The 15,994-nt window shown below is 60.1% G+C and carries 16 protein-coding genes; 11 read left to right on the top strand and 5 right to left on the bottom strand.

All coding sequences use genetic code 11. The annotated features are described in order from the left end of the window. The first annotated feature begins 58 nt into the window (after window positions 1-58). The 5 genes from IB250_RS16710 to IB250_RS16730 all read left to right on the top strand — a co-directional run bounded on the left by IB250_RS16710 (window position 59) and on the right by IB250_RS16730 (window position 5,411). Entirely contained in the window at window positions 59-1,414 is a 1,356-nt protein-coding gene (locus IB250_RS16710; protein WP_192344921.1) for a M16 family metallopeptidase, read from the top strand. Further along, window positions 1,407-2,897 carry a M16 family metallopeptidase gene (locus tag IB250_RS16715; RefSeq protein ID WP_192344922.1) on the top strand — a complete coding sequence of 497 codons (1,491 nt, stop codon included), beginning with the start codon at window positions 1,407-1,409 and terminating at the stop codon, window positions 2,895-2,897. The genes IB250_RS16710 and IB250_RS16715 overlap by 8 nt, the downstream gene beginning before the upstream one ends. Next, window positions 2,897-3,505, top strand: a complete 609-nt coding sequence (gene rsmD / locus IB250_RS16720; RefSeq protein ID WP_192344923.1) for a 16S rRNA (guanine(966)-N(2))-methyltransferase RsmD — start codon at window positions 2,897-2,899, stop codon at window positions 3,503-3,505. The genes IB250_RS16715 and rsmD overlap by 1 nt, the downstream gene beginning before the upstream one ends. A gap of 73 nt (window positions 3,506-3,578) precedes the next feature. Next, window positions 3,579-4,577 carry a hydrolase gene (locus tag IB250_RS16725; RefSeq protein ID WP_192344924.1) on the top strand — a complete coding sequence of 333 codons (999 nt, stop codon included), beginning with the start codon at window positions 3,579-3,581 and terminating at the stop codon, window positions 4,575-4,577. 3 nt (window positions 4,578-4,580) lie between these two features. Beyond that, on the top strand, window positions 4,581-5,411 hold the full coding sequence (locus IB250_RS16730; RefSeq protein WP_192344925.1) for an AraC family transcriptional regulator: 831 nt from the start codon (window positions 4,581-4,583) through the stop codon (window positions 5,409-5,411). A gap of 93 nt (window positions 5,412-5,504) precedes the next feature. Here IB250_RS16730 and IB250_RS16735 read toward each other — a convergent pair whose 3' ends face one another. Both IB250_RS16735 and IB250_RS16740 read right to left on the bottom strand, forming a co-directional pair. Next, window positions 5,505-6,359 (bottom strand): sulfurtransferase, encoded by an 855-nt coding sequence (locus IB250_RS16735; RefSeq protein ID WP_192344926.1) that lies wholly within the window; start codon window positions 6,357-6,359, stop codon window positions 5,505-5,507. Between the two features lie 44 nt (window positions 6,360-6,403). Then, complete coding sequence (locus IB250_RS16740; protein ID WP_192344927.1) at window positions 6,404-7,075, bottom strand: TetR/AcrR family transcriptional regulator; 672 nt, start codon at window positions 7,073-7,075, stop codon at window positions 6,404-6,406. Window positions 7,076-7,221: 146 nt separating this feature from the next. Here IB250_RS16740 and IB250_RS16745 point away from each other — a divergent pair, with 146 nt between their 5' ends. The 5 genes from IB250_RS16745 to IB250_RS16765 all read left to right on the top strand — a co-directional run bounded on the left by IB250_RS16745 (window position 7,222) and on the right by IB250_RS16765 (window position 11,973). Next, window positions 7,222-8,652, top strand: coding sequence for a coniferyl aldehyde dehydrogenase (locus IB250_RS16745; RefSeq protein ID WP_192344928.1), 1,431 nt, complete (start codon window positions 7,222-7,224; stop codon window positions 8,650-8,652). Between the two features lie 28 nt (window positions 8,653-8,680). Continuing rightward, the gene (locus tag IB250_RS16750) at window positions 8,681-9,226 is read left to right on the top strand and encodes a twin-arginine translocation pathway signal protein (RefSeq protein WP_192344929.1); all 546 of its coding nucleotides are present in this window, start codon (window positions 8,681-8,683) and stop codon (window positions 9,224-9,226) included. Between the two features lie 156 nt (window positions 9,227-9,382). Beyond that, window positions 9,383-10,978 (top strand): GMC family oxidoreductase, encoded by a 1,596-nt coding sequence (locus IB250_RS16755; protein ID WP_192344930.1) that lies wholly within the window; start codon window positions 9,383-9,385, stop codon window positions 10,976-10,978. Window positions 10,979-11,093: 115 nt separating this feature from the next. After that, entirely contained in the window at window positions 11,094-11,573 is a 480-nt protein-coding gene (coaD, locus tag IB250_RS16760; RefSeq protein ID WP_007897855.1) for a pantetheine-phosphate adenylyltransferase, read from the top strand. A 148-nt stretch (window positions 11,574-11,721) separates the two neighbouring features. Continuing rightward, window positions 11,722-11,973, top strand: a complete 252-nt coding sequence (locus tag IB250_RS16765) for a YfhL family 4Fe-4S dicluster ferredoxin (protein WP_003195146.1) — start codon at window positions 11,722-11,724, stop codon at window positions 11,971-11,973. 92 nt (window positions 11,974-12,065) lie between these two features. Here the strand turns inward: IB250_RS16765 and IB250_RS16770 are convergent, their stop codons facing one another. From IB250_RS16770 to IB250_RS16780, 3 genes are read right to left on the bottom strand one after another with little or no spacing between them, the layout of a single operon-like run. Then, a complete protein-coding gene (locus IB250_RS16770) occupies window positions 12,066-12,389 on the bottom strand; it encodes a multidrug transporter (protein WP_192344931.1) in 324 nt (107 codons plus the stop codon). A 54-nt stretch (window positions 12,390-12,443) separates the two neighbouring features. After that, a complete protein-coding gene (gene mutM, locus IB250_RS16775) occupies window positions 12,444-13,256 on the bottom strand; it encodes a bifunctional DNA-formamidopyrimidine glycosylase/DNA-(apurinic or apyrimidinic site) lyase (RefSeq protein WP_192344932.1) in 813 nt (270 codons plus the stop codon). Window positions 13,257-13,286: 30 nt separating this feature from the next. Further along, the gene (locus IB250_RS16780) at window positions 13,287-14,099 is read right to left on the bottom strand and encodes an HDOD domain-containing protein (RefSeq protein WP_192345012.1); all 813 of its coding nucleotides are present in this window, start codon (window positions 14,097-14,099) and stop codon (window positions 13,287-13,289) included. A gap of 321 nt (window positions 14,100-14,420) precedes the next feature. Here IB250_RS16780 and IB250_RS16785 point away from each other — a divergent pair, with 321 nt between their 5' ends. After that, window positions 14,421-15,617: a class I SAM-dependent rRNA methyltransferase gene (locus IB250_RS16785; RefSeq protein ID WP_007897847.1), complete on the top strand. Its 1,197-nt coding sequence runs from the start codon at window positions 14,421-14,423 to the stop codon at window positions 15,615-15,617. Window positions 15,618-15,994 lie beyond the last annotated feature (377 nt).

Consider the following 15,994-nt stretch of genomic DNA (forward strand, 5'->3'; position numbering starts at 1 on the left):
CACCCTCTCGCCCGCCGACGCTAAGACCAAGCGGGCAGCCCAACAGGTTTAAAAACGAATGAATGCTCTAGCCCGCCGCGCTGCAGGCCTGCTGTTCAGTACAGTTTGTCTGCCACTTTCAGCCCTGGCTGCCGATCCACAACCCACCCACGAATTCACCCTCGACAACGGCCTGAAGGTTGTCGTGCGCGAAGACCATCGTGCGCCAGTCGTCGTTTCCCAGGTCTGGTACAAGGTCGGCTCAAGCTATGAGACCCCAGGCCAGACCGGGCTGTCCCATGCGCTGGAACACATGATGTTCAAGGGCAGCGAGAAAGTCGGCCCCGGCGAAGCATCGCTGATCCTGCGCGACCTCGGTGCCGAAGAGAACGCCTTCACCAGCGATGACTTCACCGCGTATTACCAGGTACTGGCCCGTGACCGCCTGGGCGTGGCCTTCGAGCTGGAGGCGGACCGCATGGCCAATCTGCGCCTGCCGGCCGACGAGTTCACCCGCGAGATCGAGGTGATCAAGGAAGAACGTCGCCTGCGTACCGATGACAAGCCGATGTCCAAGGCCTACGAGCGCTTCATGGCCATGGCCTACCCCGCCAGCGGTTATCACACGCCGACCATCGGCTGGATGGCGGACCTCGACCGAATGAAGGTCGAAGAACTGCGCCACTGGTATCAATCCTGGTATGTGCCGAACAACGCCACCCTGGTGGTGGTCGGTGACGTGACCCCGGACGAAGTCAAAACCCTGGCCCAGCGTTACTTCGGCCCGATCGCCAAGCGTGACGTGCCACCGGCGAAAATCCCGCTGGAGCTGGCCGAGCCCGGCGAACGGAAGATCACCCTGCATGTGCAGACCCAATTGCCGAGCCTGATGCTGGCCTTCAACGTGCCGAGCATCGCTACCGCTGAAGACAAGCGTTCGGTGAACGCTCTGCGCCTGATCTCCGCACTGCTCGACGGCGGCTACAGCGGCCGGATCCCGACGCAACTGGAACGCGGCGAAGAGCTGGTGTCCGGCGGTTCGTCGAGCTATGACGCCTACACCCGCGGCGACAGTCTGTTCACTTTGTCGGCTACGCCGAACACCCAGAAAAAGAAAACCATGGCCCAGGCGGAAGCCGGCCTGTGGAAACTGCTCGAACAGCTTAAAACCACCGCGCCGTCCATTGAAGAGCTGGAGCGCGTGCGAGCGCAGGTCATTGCCGGCCTGGTCTACGAGCGTGACTCGATTACCAGCCAGGCCACCGCCATTGGCCAACTGGAAACTGTCGGGCTGTCCTGGAAACTGATGGACACCGAACTCGCCGAACTGGAAAGCGTGACCCCGCAAGACATCCAGAAGGCCGCCAAGCTGTATTTCACTCGCGCACGTCTCAGCGTCGCCCATGTACTGCCACAGGAGACGACTCATGAGTGAGCGTAAAAAACCGCGCCTGGCCCTGATCGGCCTGATCGTCATTGCACTGCTCGGGTCCGCCGCCTTCTATTTGTCCAAGTCTGACGAAACCAGCGCCAGCGAAGCCCTCGACAAAGCCAAGGCCAGCCAGAAACTGCAATCGTTGGCAGAACTCGACGGCAAGGCCCCAAGCCATCGCTCGCTGAACGTGCAAACCTGGAACACCGCCGAAGGCGCCAAGGTAATGTTCGTCGAAGCCCGTGAACTGCCGATGTTCGACATGCGCCTGATCTTCGCTGCCGGTAGCAGCCAGGACGGCGATGCTCCTGGCCTGGCACTGCTGACCAATGCCATGCTCAATGAAGGTGTGGCCGGCAAGGATGTCAGCGCTATCGCCCAGGGCTTCGAAGGCCTGGGGGCCGATTTCGGTAACGGCGCCTATAAAGACATGGCGATTGCCTCGCTGCGCAGCCTCAGTGCCGCGGATAAACGCGAGCCTGCCTTGAAGCTGTTTGCTGAAGTGGTCGGCAAACCGACCCTCCCCGCCGATTCCTTTGCACGCATCAAGAACCAGATGCTGGCCGGCTTCGAATATCAGAAACAGAACCCCGGCAAACTCGCCAGCCTGGAGCTGATGAACCGCTTGTATGGCGATCACCCGTACGCGCATTCCAGCGATGGCACGGCGAAAAGCATTCCACCGATTACCCTGGCGCAGTTGCGGGCCTTCCATCAGAAAGCCTACGCCGCCGGTAACGTGGTGATCGCGCTGGTGGGCGACCTGTCCCGCGCCGAGGCCGAGGCGGTTGCCGCACAAGTGTCCGCCGATCTGCCCAAAGGGCCGGCCCTGGCGAAAATCGAACAACCGACCGACCCCAAGTCCAGCATCGGCCACATCGAGTTTCCGTCCAAGCAGACCAACCTGATGATCGCGCAACTGGGCATCGACCGTGACGATCCGGATTACGCAGCGCTGTCGCTGGGCAATCAGATCCTTGGCGGCGGTGGCTTCGGCACCCGGTTGATGAGCGAAGTGCGCGAGAAACGTGGCCTGGCCTACGGCGTGTATTCGGGTTTCAGCCCGATGCAGGTTCGCGGCCCGTTCATGATCAACCTGCAAACCCGCGCAGAGATGAGCGAAGGCACGCTGAAACTGGTGCAGGACGTACTCGCCGACTACCTTAAAACCGGCCCCACCGAGAAAGAACTCGACGATGCCAAGCGTGAGCTGGCCGGCAGCTTCCCGCTGTCCACCGCCAGCAACGCCGATATTGTCGGACAGCTCGGCGCCATGGGTTTTTACAACTTGCCGCTGAGCTACCTGGAAGACTTCATGCAACAGTCCCAGAGCCTGACCGTCGAGCAAGTCAAAACCGCATTGAACAAACACCTGAGCACGGACAAGCTGGTCATCGTCAGCGCTGGCCCGACCGTGCCGCAAAAGCCGTTACCGGCCCCAACTGATAAACCTGCCGAGCAACCGCTCGGGGTTCCGGAGCATTAATGGCCCGTCCAAAGAAACCTGTTCACAACGTGCACAACGGCGTGAATCAACTGCGCATCATCGGCGGTGAATGGGGCAGCCGAAAGCTGAGCTTCCCCGATGCGCCAGGCTTGCGTCCAACGCCGGACCGAGTCCGTGAAACCCTGTTCAACTGGCTCGCGCCCTATGTCGCCGGGGCCAAGGTGCTCGATCCATTTGCCGGTAGCGGCGCATTGTTTCTCGAGGCTTTGTCCCGTGGCGCAGCAATGGGCCAGGCACTGGATGCCAGCAACATTGCGGTAGCGAGCATCAAGGAACATCTGGGCACCCTGCGCTGCACGACCGGCCAGGTACAGACTGCCGACGCCTTGCGCTATCTGGAAACCCAACCGGCCACGGCGTTCGATCTGGTGTTTCTCGACCCGCCGTTCAATCAGAATCTGTTGCCGGCCGTTTGCACTTTGCTCGAAGAGCGTCAGTGGCTGAGTGACGATGCGTGGGTCTACACTGAAAGCGAAACGGCACCGTCGATATTGGGTTTGCCAGAAAATTGGCGCCTGCATCGGGAGCAAAAATCAGGACGGGTGTACTACGCGTTGTGGCAACGTATGGCAGGGATCGCCGGTTAGTCCGGCCTGTAAAAACGGTGCGAAGCTCAGTCAGTTAACGCTGCGGGTAAGCACCGCTGCATCGAGAGCAATCGTGTCCCATCTGCCAGAACGTTTCACCCCCGCCTACGGCCTGGGCAATCCGCATTTACAAACCTTGTGGGGACCGCTATGGCGCAAAACCACACACCTGGACCGCGAACGCGAACGCTTATGGCTCGAAGACGGCGACTTCCTTGACCTGGACTGGCATGGCCCCCACAGCGCGAATGTGCCACTGGTGCTGGTGCTGCACGGCCTGACTGGCTCATCGAATTCACCTTACGTGGCCGGTGTGCAGAAGGCACTGGGCGCCCAAGGTTGGGCCAGTGTCGCGCTGAACTGGCGAGGCTGTTCCGGCGAACCCAATCTGCTGCCGCGCAGTTACCATTCCGGGGCCAGCGAAGACCTGGCCGAAACCATCAAGCACCTGCGAACCCAGCGCCCTCTCGCACCGCTGTATGCGGTCGGTTATTCCATGGGCGGCAATGTGTTGCTCAAGCACCTGGGCGAAACCGGCAGCAATAGCGGCGTACTTGGCGCGGTGGCGGTGTCGGTGCCGTTTCGGCTCGATCAGTGCGCCGATCGTATCAGCCAGGGGTTTTCCAAATTCTATCAAGCGCATTTCATGCGGGAGATGGTCGCGTACATCAAGAACAAGCAGCGCAGGTTCCAGCATGAAGGGCATCAGGATGGCTTGGCGGCATTGGCTGCGCTGGGCTCGCTGGAGAATATGCGCACCTTCTGGGATTTCGATGGCCGGGTCACCGCGCCGTTGAATGGTTTCGCCGATGCCGCGGATTACTATCGCCGCGCTTCGAGTCGTTATTTCCTTGGGGAGATTCGCACACCGACCCTGATTATCCAGGCGGCCGACGACCCGTTTGTCTTTCCGCATAGCCTGCCGCAAGCCGACGAATTGTCTGCCTGCACTCAATTCGAGTTGCAGGCCAAGGGTGGGCATGTCGGCTTCGTCGAGGGCTCGTTCCGGCAACCGGGTTACTACCTGGAAAGGCGCATTCCCCAATGGCTCGCCACCACAGGGCGCAAGTAACCCATGGGGCTGGATCAGGGCGAGTCGATTCACTTCTGGCAAACGGCGCCGTTGGCCGGGGTCGAGCTGTTGTCCGCACGCTACATCGAACACCGCTTCGCCCCCCATGTGCATGACGGCTATGTGATCGGCATGATCATGGCCGGCGCCCAGCGTTATCGCTATCGAGGTGCCGAGCATCTGGCGGGCAGCGGCACCCTGGTGCTGATCAACCCGGATGAACTGCACACCGGCCACAAAGGCACCGAAGACGGTTGGTTGTACCGGGCGTTTTATCCCGACAGTGGGCAGATTCTTTCACTGCTGGACGAGCTCGAACTGCCGACCGATACCTTGCCGGCGTTTGGTGCCACGTTGTATCGCGATCCGGATCTTGTGAAGGGATTCTGCCAACTGCATTGTTTGCTGGAGAGTCCGTCCACGGCGCTGCAGCAGCAAACGGCTTGGCGGGAAATGATGCTGTCGCTGTTGCAACGTCACGCAGCCGTTCCAATTGCCGGTAAACCCGGCAAGGAACACCGGGCGGTGACCTTGGCGAAGGAGCTGCTGCAATCACGCTTGGCGGCGCCGCCCTCGCTGGAAGAACTGGCGGCGACGGTGAACCTGTCGCCCTTCCACTTCGCCCGGGTGTTCCGCAGAGCCACCGGCATGCCGCCACACACCTGGTTGATGCAGCAGCGTATCGCCCGGGCCCGGGCGCTGTTAAAGCGCGGCTGCCTGCCGCTGGAAGTCGCGACGCAACTGGGTTTTGCCGACCAGAGCCATCTGAGTCGGCAATTCAAACAGGTTTACGGCGTAGGACCGGGGGCGTATCGCAGCGCCCGCCTGGAATAACAATGTGCCGCTAAAAGATCGCAGCCTTCGGCAGCTCCTACATAAAACGCATCTCCCTGCAGGAACTGCCGAAGGCTGCGATCTTTTGATCTTTCATTCGCCCTTGGCAACGCCTCGCGCAGGATCGTTGATCCACTCGCTCCACGACCCGGCATACAACGCTCCCAACGGATAACCCGCCAGACACAGGGCGAACAGGTTGTGGCAGGCGGTCACACCGGAACCGCAATACGCGACCAACTCCGTCGGTGAACGATCACCGAGCTTCGCGGCAAACCGCTGCTTGAGCTGTTCGGCCGGCAGGAACCGCCCGTCGCTGCCCAGGTTATCGGTGAACGCGGCACATTGTGCGCCGGGGATGTGTCCGGCAACCGGATCGATCGGCTCCACTTCGCCCTTGAAGCGCGGCAAGCCGCGGGCGTCGAGCAAGGTCAACGCGGGCTGGCCGAGACGTTGCTGGAGTTGTTCGGCGCTGAGCACCAACGAAGCATCCGGCATCCCGGTGAAGGTGCCACGGGTAACCGACGGCGGATCAAGACTCAGGGGCAATCCGGCGGCGTGCCAGGCTTTCAGCCCGCCATCGAGAATGAACACACCGTCGCGTTTACCCAGCCACGCCAGCAACCACCAGGCCCGTGCCGCGTAGGCGCCAGGACCGTCATCGTACAAAACCACTTCGCTGTCGGCGTTGATGCCCCAGGCTTGAAAGCGTTCGATCAAGTGGGCGGGCTCAGGCAATGGATGACGCCCGGTAACCCCCTTGACCACTGCACCGCTCAAATCACGCTCAAGATCGGCAAAGCTCGATCCGGCAATATGCCCTTCGGCGTAGCTGCGCTGCCCGTAATCAGGGTCTTCGAGGGCAAAACGACAATCCAGAATCACCAGCCCCGGCGTCTCCTTTTTCAGGTCCAACGCTTGCGGGCTGATCAGTTGCGCAATGGGCATAACGGGCTCCTGTGATTTTTCTGTCTCGAATCCTACTGCACTCTTTATCCCACTTCTTCCAGCGCCTGGGCCAAAGGCACATAAAACTCTTCGAACAGTGCATTCACCGCATCGTGAGCCTGATCGGTGACGAACCCGGCCTCCAGCACCAGCACCTGATACACGCCTCGTTTGATGGCCTGTTCGCTCAGATGGTTGGAATTTTCCCGCGTAGTGCACAGAAAACGCACCCACGAGGTGAGGATGATCCAGGCATTGAGGGTCAGGGATTCGATCTGAACCTTGTCCATGCACAGAATGCCGGCCTCGACGAAACCCGCGTAGATGTGTGTGCCCTGGATCAGGCAGCGCTGAGAAAAACGCCGGTAACGGGCAGCCAGCTCAGGATCGCTGTCGAGCAAATGCTCGAGGTCGCGATGCAGGAAGCGGTATTGCCACATGGCGGCGAGCAGTTCCTTGAGGTAGAAGCGCTTGTCTTCGACCGTCGCGGCGCGGCCCTGGGGCGGGCGCAGGAAGCTGTCCACCAGGTTTTCGTACTCACTGAACAACACGGCGATGATCGCCTGCTTGTTGGGGAAGTGGTAGTACAGGTTGCCCGGGGAAATTTCCATGTGGGCAGCAATGTGGTTGGTGCTGATACTGCGCTCGCCCTGTTGATTGAACAGCTCCAGGCTGTTCTGCACGATGCGCTCGCTGGTTTTGATCCGAGGGGCCATGGCTTGAGCTTTAATTCAGAGTGCGATGAGAGGCATCTTACGACCTATCCGCGCATGGATAAAACAAAGCTGTACCAAAGTGCTATTTGACTTTCTAGAGCATAGACTCTAAAAAGTTCCTCATTACAATAAATCCGGAGCCGACCATGCCTGCAGACATTGCCTACCTGAAGAACCTGCAGCAGCCTCTGGACGAACTCCAAACCCTGTTCGATGCTCAACGCGCGGCGTATGCCGCCAACCCGATGCCACCCGCAGCTCAGCGCCAACAATGGCTAAAGGCGTTGAAGGACCTGCTGAGCAACGAGCGCCAGGCCCTGATCAATGCGATCAGCCAGGATTTCAGCCACCGCAGCGCCGATGAAACCCTGCTCGCCGAACTGATGCCCAGCCTGCACGGCATTCACTACGCCAGCCGGCACCTCAAAGACTGGATGAAAGCTTCGCGGCGCAAAGTCGGCCTAGCCTTTCAGCCAGCGTCGGCCAAAGTGGTTTATCAGCCGTTGGGCGTGGTCGGAGTGATCGTGCCGTGGAACTACCCGCTTTACCTGGCCATCGGGCCGCTGGTGGGTGCGTTGGCGGCAGGCAACCGGGTGATGCTCAAACTCAGCGAATCGACCCCCGCCACCGGTTTGCTGCTCAAGGAGTTGCTGGGCCGAATCTTTCCCCAGGACCTGGTCTGCGTGGTGCTGGGCGAGGCTGATATCGGTGTGGCGTTCTCGCGGTTGCGTTTCGATCACTTGCTGTTCACTGGCGCCACCAGCATCGGCAAACACGTGATGCGCGCGGCGGCCGAGAATCTGACCCCGGTGACCCTCGAGCTGGGCGGCAAGTCTCCGGCCATCGTTTCCCGCGATGTGCCGCTCAAGGACGCCGCCGAACGCATCGCTTTCGGCAAGACCCTCAATGCCGGGCAAACCTGTGTCGCCCCGGACTACGTGCTGGTGCCGGAAGACCGCGTCGGCTCTTTCGTCGAAGCCTATCGTCAGGCGGTTCGCGGGTTTTATCCGACGCTGGCCGACAACCCGGACTACACCGCCATCATCAACGACCGGCAGCTGGCACGGCTCAATGGCTACCTCAGCGATGCCACCAGCAAGGGCGCGCTGCTGATTCCGCTGTTCGACCAGGGCCAGGGCCGGCGAATGAGCCATAGCCTGTTGCTCAATGTCAGCGACGACATGACAGTGATGCAGGACGAAATCTTCGGCCCGTTGCTGCCAGTCGTGCCGTACAAGGATCTTGACGAAGCGTTTGCCTACATAAACCAACGCCCTCGCCCGCTGGCGCTGTATTACTTCGGCTACGACAAGCGCGAGCAAAACCGCGCCCTCCACGAAACCCATTCCGGCGGCGTTTGCCTCAATGACACCTTGCTTCACGTTGCTCAGGACGACATGCCGTTCGGCGGCATCGGTGCCTCGGGCATGGGCCACTACCACGGCCACGAAGGCTTCCTGACCTTCAGCAAGGCCAAAGGCGTGCTGATCAAACAGCGTTTCAATGCGGCGAAGCTGATTTACCCGCCGTACGGCAAGTCCATTCAGAAACTGATCCAGAAGCTGTTTATCCGCTAAACATCCTCACCGCCGGGTAAAAACAATAATGAGCCCAAGCCTGTCCGATACACCCGCGCTGTCACGGCGCGGCCTGCTTAAATTCAGCCTCGGCGCCAGCGCCTTTCTGGCCACGGCCGGATTAGGCGCGAGCCTCAGCGGCTGCTCGTCGAATACGCCGGCCAGCGGTTTCGCGATTCTGCGCAGCGGCGACCTGCTGTTTCTGCGGGCAGTGATTCCGGTGATGCTCGAGGGCGCCGTGGCCGTCGAAAAAATGCCGACCGCCGTCGCCGAGACTCTGCACAGCCTGGATAACGGCCTGAATCACCTGTCGCCGGAAATGCTCAAACTGACCCGGCAATTGTTCGATGTATTGGGAATGGCCGTGACTCGCGGGCCACTGACCGGGATCTGGGGTAGCTGGGAAAACACCAGCAGCGAACAGATCCGGCACTTTCTCGACCGCTGGGAAAACAGCTCGTTGAGCCTGCTGCGCATGGGCCACAGCTCGTTGCTGCAAATGGTGATGATGGCGTGGTACAGCAGGGCGGAGTCGTGGGCGCATTGCGGGTATCCCGGGCCGCCTTCGGTTTGAGACCGAGTCGACGCTATCGCGGGCAAGCCACGCTCCCACAGGTTTTGCGATGGACCACCCTTTTGTGAACGACTCAAACCCTGTGGGAGCGTGGCTTGCCCGCGATGACGTCAGCCGCCTCACCACAGAATCCAAAATAATAAGAGAACCCCAAACATGCCCGTACCCGATCCGTTCCGCGAAGGCCTGGCCCGTGGCTGGAAAACCTACAACGGCGCCCGCCTGCCCCAGGACCTGACCCTCGAAACGGACGTGGCGATCATCGGCAGCGGTGCCGGCGGTGGAACCACCGCCGAAATCCTCAGCGCCGCCGGCTACAAGGTGTTGCTGATCGAGGAAGGCCCACTCAAGACCAGCAGCGACTTCAAGATGCTCGAAGACCAGGCCTACAGCAGCCTCTATCAGGAAGGCATCGGGCGCATGAGCAAGGACGGCGCAATTACCATCCTCCAGGGTCGGGCGGTGGGCGGCACCACGCTGGTCAACTGGACCTCGAGCTTTCGCACCCCGGACCCGACGCTGGAACACTGGGCCAAAGAGCACGACGTCAAAGGCCACACGTCGGCCGAGATGGCGCCCTGGTTCGAGAAAATGGAACAACGCCTGGGTGTCGCGCCATGGAGGGTGCCGCCCAACGCCAACAACGACGTCATCCGCAAGGGCTGCGAAAAACTCGGCTACGCCTGGCATGTGATTCCGCGCAACGTGCGCGGCTGCTGGAATATCGGCTATTGCGGCATGGGTTGCCCGACCAATGCCAAGCAATCGATGCTGGTCACGACCATCCCGGCGACCCTGGAAAAAGGTGGCGAGCTGCTCTATCTGGCCCGCGCAGAAAAGCTGTCACTCAAAGACGGCAGGGTTACGGGGCTGCAATGCGTGGCGATGGATGAGCGTTGCGTTGCGCCCACCGGACGCACGATTACGGTCAAGGCGCGGCATTACGTGCTGGCCGGCGGCGGGATCAACAGCCCGGCGCTGCTGTTGCGCTCCGAGGCGCCGGATCCTCACGAGCGGCTGGGCAAACGGACGTTCCTGCATCTGGTAAACATATCCGCCGGGCTGTTTGATGAGGTGATCAACCCGTTCTACGGCGCGCCGCAGTCGATCTATTCCGACCATTTCCAGTGGCAGGATGGCACCACTGGCAAGATGTCCTACAAACTTGAAGTTCCACCCCTGCATCCGGCGCTGGCCAGCACGTTACTCGGTGGTTTTGGCACGGAAAGCGCCCGGCATATGGAAAACCTGCCGCACACCCATGCCATGCTGGCATTGCTGCGGGACGGTTTTCACCCGGACAGCCCCGGCGGCAGCGTTGAATTGCGCGGTGACGGCACACCGGTGCTCGACTATCAGGTTTCACCGTATGCCTGGGACGGGTTGCGCCGGGCTTTCCACAGCATGGCCGAGATCCAGTTCGCCGGTGGCGCCAACGCCGTGATGCCGATGCACGCCGACGCGCGCTACGTGAAAACCCTCGCTCAAGCGCGCACGCTGATTGATGATCTGAGCCTTGAGTTGTATAGAACGCGCCTGGGCAGTGCCCATGTGATGGGCGGTTGTGCCATGGGTGAAGACCCGAAAAATGCCGTGACCGACAGCCTCGGCCAACATCACCAACTCGCCAATCTGTCGATTCATGACGGCTCGCTTTTCCCCACCAGCATTGGGGCAAACCCCCAATTGTCGGTCTACGGACTGACGGCACAATTGGCTACTTCGCTGGCCGAACGTTTGAAAAACCCATGAAAACGCGGAATATTCCCATCGTCTATAGTGCTTTCTTACCCAACAGGCGACTTGGCCGACCGGGAAGGCTGCGATACCATCCGACTCCCCAACGGACTCCCGCCAGGACGACGCGATGAACCGAGTGTTGTACCCAGGTACCTTCGACCCTATTACCAAGGGCCATGGCGATCTGGTCGAACGCGCCTCGCGCCTGTTCGATCACGTGATCATCGCCGTCGCCGCCAGCCCGAAAAAAAACCCGCTGTTTCCCCTGGAACAACGTGTGGAGCTGGCCCGCGAGGTCACTAAACATCTGCCGAACGTTGAAGTCGTCGGCTTCTCGACGCTGCTCGCGCACTTCGCCAAAGAGAAGAACGCCAACGTATTCCTGCGTGGTTTGCGCGCGGTATCGGACTTCGAATACGAATTCCAGCTGGCCAACATGAACCGCCAACTGGCGCCGGATGTGGAAAGCCTGTTTCTTACCCCATCCGAGCGTTATTCGTTCATTTCCTCGACGCTGGTGCGTGAAATCGCAGCCCTGGGCGGCGATATCACCAAGTTCGTCCACCCGGCGGTGGCCGACGCCCTCACCCTACGCTTTAAAAAGTAGGAGCTGCCGAAGACTGCGATCTTTTACGGCTACCGCAATCTTCGATCGCTGCACTTGATCGCGCCCGCGTGCACTGCGGGCGCCAATGCGGCACAATTGTGCGCATTGATTTATTGCGCCCGGGCCTGCCGCCCTGGCTGGAGTTAGCATGTCCCTGATCATCACCGACGATTGCATCAACTGCGACGTCTGCGAACCTGAGTGCCCGAACGCCGCCATCTCCCAGGGCGAAGAGATCTACGTGATCGACCCGAACCTGTGCACACAATGTGTCGGCCACTACGACGAACCGCAGTGCCAGCAGGTCTGCCCGGTGGATTGCATCCCGCTGGACGAGGCTCATCCGGAGACTGAAGAACAGTTGATGGAGAAGTACCGCAAGATTACCGGTAAGGCTTGAAAGCCTGAAAAGATCGCAGCCTTCGGCAGCTCCTACCCTGGAATGCGTACACCAGTAGGAGCTGCCAAAGGCTGCGATCTTTTGATTCTGCCTCACTCCTGCTGTTCAAACCCCTCCCCGATGCACCCCAGGCACCGCACAAATGCGGCTTTCGCCGGATCGACCACCAACGCCTGTCCCGCATCGCCAATGCCGCCGCCCAGTGCGGTAAACGGCAACGACAGCACAAACGCCCCGGCACCGATCACCGTCGCCGCCACCAACAAAGGTCGAGCAATCAGCAAGTCGCCAAGCATGGCGTAGGCCGGTGGGTTCTGGATGGTGTAACGCGGATCGCCGCTGCCGTTCTCAGCCGCCAGCGCGGACGCACCGACGCTCAGCAACAACGCAACGACAAGGGTTCGAAACAGATTCATGGCACGGTCCTTCGGCTAGGCAGTGAGAACACTGACTATAGACCGTAGCCGGTATCAGCTCTGACAGCGCGGACAAAAGACGCTGGCGCGCTGCCCAAGCTTGACTTCCCGCAGCCCTGTGCCACAGACCTTGCAGTGTTCACCACCACGGCCGTACACGAACAGTTCCTGCTGGAAATAACCCGGTTGACCGTCGCCACCGATAAAGTCCCGCAACGTGGTGCCCCCGCGCTCGATGGCGAGGGCAAGGATGCGCTTGATCTCGATCGCCAGCTTCAAATAGCGCGCCCGGGAAATGCCCTTGGCTTCACGGCGCGGGTCGATACCGGCCGCAAACAATGCTTCTGTCGCGTAGATATTGCCGACGCCGACCACCACCGCGTTGTCCATGATGAACGGTTTGACCGACATGGAACGCCCGCGGGATTGCTGGAACAGTCGCTCGCCGTCAAACAGGTCGGTCAACGGCTCCGGCCCGAGTCGAATCAGCAGTTCATGGTTGAGTGGGTCCAGGCTCCAGAGCATCGCGCCAAAGCGTCGCGGGTCGGTGTAGCGCAGGGCCAGGCCCGATTCCAGTTCAATGTCCACATGCTCATGCTTGGCCGCCGGCAGGCCGACTTCCACCAGCCGCAGATTGCCCGACATCCCCAAATGACTGATCAGCGTGCCGACTTCGGCGTTGATCAGCAGGTATTTGGCGCGCCGTTCCACCAGCACGATGCGCTGACCGGACAGCCGCACATCCAGGTCTTCGGGGATCGGCCAGCGCAGACGGCGCTCACGCACGATCACCCGGCTGACGCGCTGGCCTTCCAGGTGCGGTGCAATCCCGCGGCGGGTGGTTTCGACTTCCGGCAGTTCAGGCATGGGGCTCTCGAATCAGGCGAGGTTCGACACTCAACGTGTGGCGAGGTCGCGAATTTCTTGTTTCTGGGTTTCGAAATCGTATTCCGATAGGCCGATGTAATCGAGCACAAGGGGCCCGACACTGTTCCATTCATGGTCTTCGGACTGGTTGCCCAGCACCCGGAAGGAGGCGCAAATGTGTTCGGCCATCTTCAGGATCGCCAGCAAGTTTTTCAGCGGCGTGTTGCGTGACGATTCATCGCTGAAAATGGCCAGGGCGTTGTGGTGGTTGGCAATGGCCTGGGTGACATGTTCCGGCAGGCGCCAGGACTTGGCGGTGTAATACCCGACCACGGCATGGTTGGTGTTGTATTGCTTGTTTTCGGTATCCACCACCCGGCATTCGGCACTGGCATTGGCATAGGCCTGTTCCAGCACTTTCATGTAGTCGGGGAATTTCTTGATCATCAACGGGATGCCGCAATCGTGGAACAGGCCCAGCGCATAGGCTTCATCACCGGCCTGGACACCGACACGCTTGGCCAGGGTCAGGCACGTCATCGCCACGTCCTGCGCCGTATCCCAGAAACGGTTGAGTGTAACGATGGCATCGTCGTTCAGCTCGCCCTTGATCGACTGCGCATTGATCAGGTTGATGATCGAGCGGCTGCCCAACAGATTCACTGCCCGCTGGATCGCGGTGATCTTGTTGCTCAAGCCGTAGTACGGCGAGTTGACGATTTTCAGCAAGGCGCCGGACAAGCCCGGGTCCTGGGAGATCAGCTTCGCGATCACTTCCAGATCCGGGTCGGGCATGTACTGCTCCATCTGCAGATCCACCATGATCTGCGGCTGAGGCGGCACACTGATGCCTTGCAGGGACTGTTGAATCTGTTCGGTCGTCAACTCTTGGGACATAAGTACACACTCCGGGTCAGGCGGGGATTCTAACCCTTAAAAAGATGGATCCGACAGTCAGTCAAGCGCATTCATGTGGGAGCGGGCTTGCTCGCGAAAACGGCGTGTCAGTCGACATTAATGCTGCCTGGCACCCCGCCTTCGCGAGCAAGCCCGCTCCCACAGGTTCACACCTTAACTGACAGGCCTCATCCGCGTTTCATCGACCACCAAACCCGTCACTCCCTCAACACGCTATACTCCCGCTCTTTTTTCCGGAGCGACGTCATGTCCCTGCCTAGCCTGCGCCTTAAAGCCAACGCCGACCGTCGCCTGCGAAACGGCCACCTGTGGGTCTACAGCAACGAAATCGATGTAGCCGCTACGCCTTTGCACGGTTTCAAGGCCGGCGACCAGGCGATTCTCGAAGCCGCCAGCGGCAAGCCGCTGGGCATCGTTGCCATGAGCCCGAACAACCTGATCTGCGCCCGTCTGCTATCGCGCGACATCAAGTTGCCGCTGGACAAGTCGCTGCTGGTGCATCGCCTGAACGTTGCCCTGTCCCTGCGCGATCGCCTGTTCGACAAGCCGTTCTATCGCCTGGTCTACGGCGACTCCGACCTGCTGCCAGGCCTGGTGGTAGACCGTTTCGGCGACATTCTGGTCGTCCAGATCGCCTCGGCGACCATGGAAGCTCACAAAGATGACGTGATCGCGGCATTGACCCAAGTGCTCAAGCCAAGCGGCATTCTGTTCAAGAACGACTCCGCTGCCCGTGATGCCGAAGGCCTCAACCGCTACGTCGAAACCGTATTCGGCCTGGTGCCGGAATGGGTTGCTCTGGAAGAGAACGGCGTGAAATTCGAAGCACCGGTCATCCAGGGACAGAAAACCGGCTGGTTCTACGACCACCGCATGAACCGCGCGCGTCTGGCCCCTTATGCCAAAGGCAAACGCGTACTCGACCTGTACAGCTACATCGGCGGCTGGGGCGTGCAAGCGGCGGCGTTCGGCGCCAGTGAAGTGTTCTGCGTCGATGCTTCGGCCTTCGCCCTCGACGGCGTCGAGCGCAATGCCGCACTGAACGGCGTCGCCGAAAAAATGACCTGCATCGAAGGCGACGTGTTCGAAGCCCTGAAGGAGCTGAAAGCCAGCGAAGAGCGTTTCGACGTCATCGTGGCCGACCCTCCTGCCTTCATCAAACGCAAGAAAGACATGAAAAACGGTGAAGGCGCCTACCGTCGCCTGAATGAGCAAGCCATGCGCCTGCTTAGCAAGGACGGCATCCTGGTCAGCGCTTCGTGCTCGATGCACCTGCCGGAAGACGATCTGCAGAATATCCTGCTGACCAGCGCCCGTCACCTGGACCGCAACATCCAGATGCTGGAACGCGGCGGTCAGGGCCCGGATCACCCGGTACACCCAGCGATTGCCGAGACTCGCTACATCAAGAGCATCACCTGCCGCCTGCTGCCAAACAGCTGAGTACGCTGGTTTGACGGGGAGCCAACAGGCTCTCCGTCAGCCGTTTCAACGCCACGACATCCAAACTTCTGTCTCGCTTCTTACTCTTGCGGTCCTACTGACTTGCAGGACGTTTCCCTGCATCCTTTATTTAAAAGGATATAACTTACAAACTTGCTCCTACCGTCAGATCGCTCCGACAAAATTACTAGAACCTTCCTACTTAATACCCCCTTGATAAGGGCTCATTACAGCCTATGATTGAGTTGTCACCGCGAAGTGACACTCACTATCAATGACAAGGAGTCAAAAACATGAAAGCAATTACTCTGGAAGCAAACAAAATCGCCAACCTGGCTTTTCTGGTTGCGCCAAAAACCCGCTAAGTAAATGAAACG

Origin of the sequence: Pseudomonas sp. PDM09 (assembly GCF_014852305.1) — a bacterium.
Classification (GTDB): domain Bacteria; phylum Pseudomonadota; class Gammaproteobacteria; order Pseudomonadales; family Pseudomonadaceae; genus Aquipseudomonas.

What these genes read in the sequence shown, in the direction of transcription:
- IB250_RS16710 (WP_192344921.1), top strand. Translation starts at nt 59, where the DNA reads ATGAATGCTCTAGCCCGCCGCGCTGCAGGCCTGCTGTTCAGTACAGTT.
- IB250_RS16715 (WP_192344922.1), top strand. Translation starts at nt 1,407, where the DNA reads ATGAGTGAGCGTAAAAAACCGCGCCTGGCCCTGATCGGCCTGATCGTC.
- rsmD (WP_192344923.1), top strand. Translation starts at nt 2,897, where the DNA reads ATGGCCCGTCCAAAGAAACCTGTTCACAACGTGCACAACGGCGTGAAT.
- IB250_RS16730 (WP_192344925.1), top strand. Translation starts at nt 4,581, where the DNA reads ATGGGGCTGGATCAGGGCGAGTCGATTCACTTCTGGCAAACGGCGCCG.
- IB250_RS16735 (WP_192344926.1), bottom strand. Translation starts at nt 6,359, where the DNA reads ATGCCCATTGCGCAACTGATCAGCCCGCAAGCGTTGGACCTGAAAAAG.
- IB250_RS16740 (WP_192344927.1), bottom strand. Translation starts at nt 7,075, where the DNA reads ATGGCCCCTCGGATCAAAACCAGCGAGCGCATCGTGCAGAACAGCCTG.
- IB250_RS16745 (WP_192344928.1), top strand. Translation starts at nt 7,222, where the DNA reads ATGCCTGCAGACATTGCCTACCTGAAGAACCTGCAGCAGCCTCTGGAC.
- IB250_RS16750 (WP_192344929.1), top strand. Translation starts at nt 8,681, where the DNA reads ATGAGCCCAAGCCTGTCCGATACACCCGCGCTGTCACGGCGCGGCCTG.
- IB250_RS16755 (WP_192344930.1), top strand. Translation starts at nt 9,383, where the DNA reads ATGCCCGTACCCGATCCGTTCCGCGAAGGCCTGGCCCGTGGCTGGAAA.
- coaD (WP_007897855.1), top strand. Translation starts at nt 11,094, where the DNA reads ATGAACCGAGTGTTGTACCCAGGTACCTTCGACCCTATTACCAAGGGC.
- IB250_RS16765 (WP_003195146.1), top strand. Translation starts at nt 11,722, where the DNA reads ATGTCCCTGATCATCACCGACGATTGCATCAACTGCGACGTCTGCGAA.
- IB250_RS16770 (WP_192344931.1), bottom strand. Translation starts at nt 12,389, where the DNA reads ATGAATCTGTTTCGAACCCTTGTCGTTGCGTTGTTGCTGAGCGTCGGT.
- mutM (WP_192344932.1), bottom strand. Translation starts at nt 13,256, where the DNA reads ATGCCTGAACTGCCGGAAGTCGAAACCACCCGCCGCGGGATTGCACCG.
- IB250_RS16785 (WP_007897847.1), top strand. Translation starts at nt 14,421, where the DNA reads ATGTCCCTGCCTAGCCTGCGCCTTAAAGCCAACGCCGACCGTCGCCTG.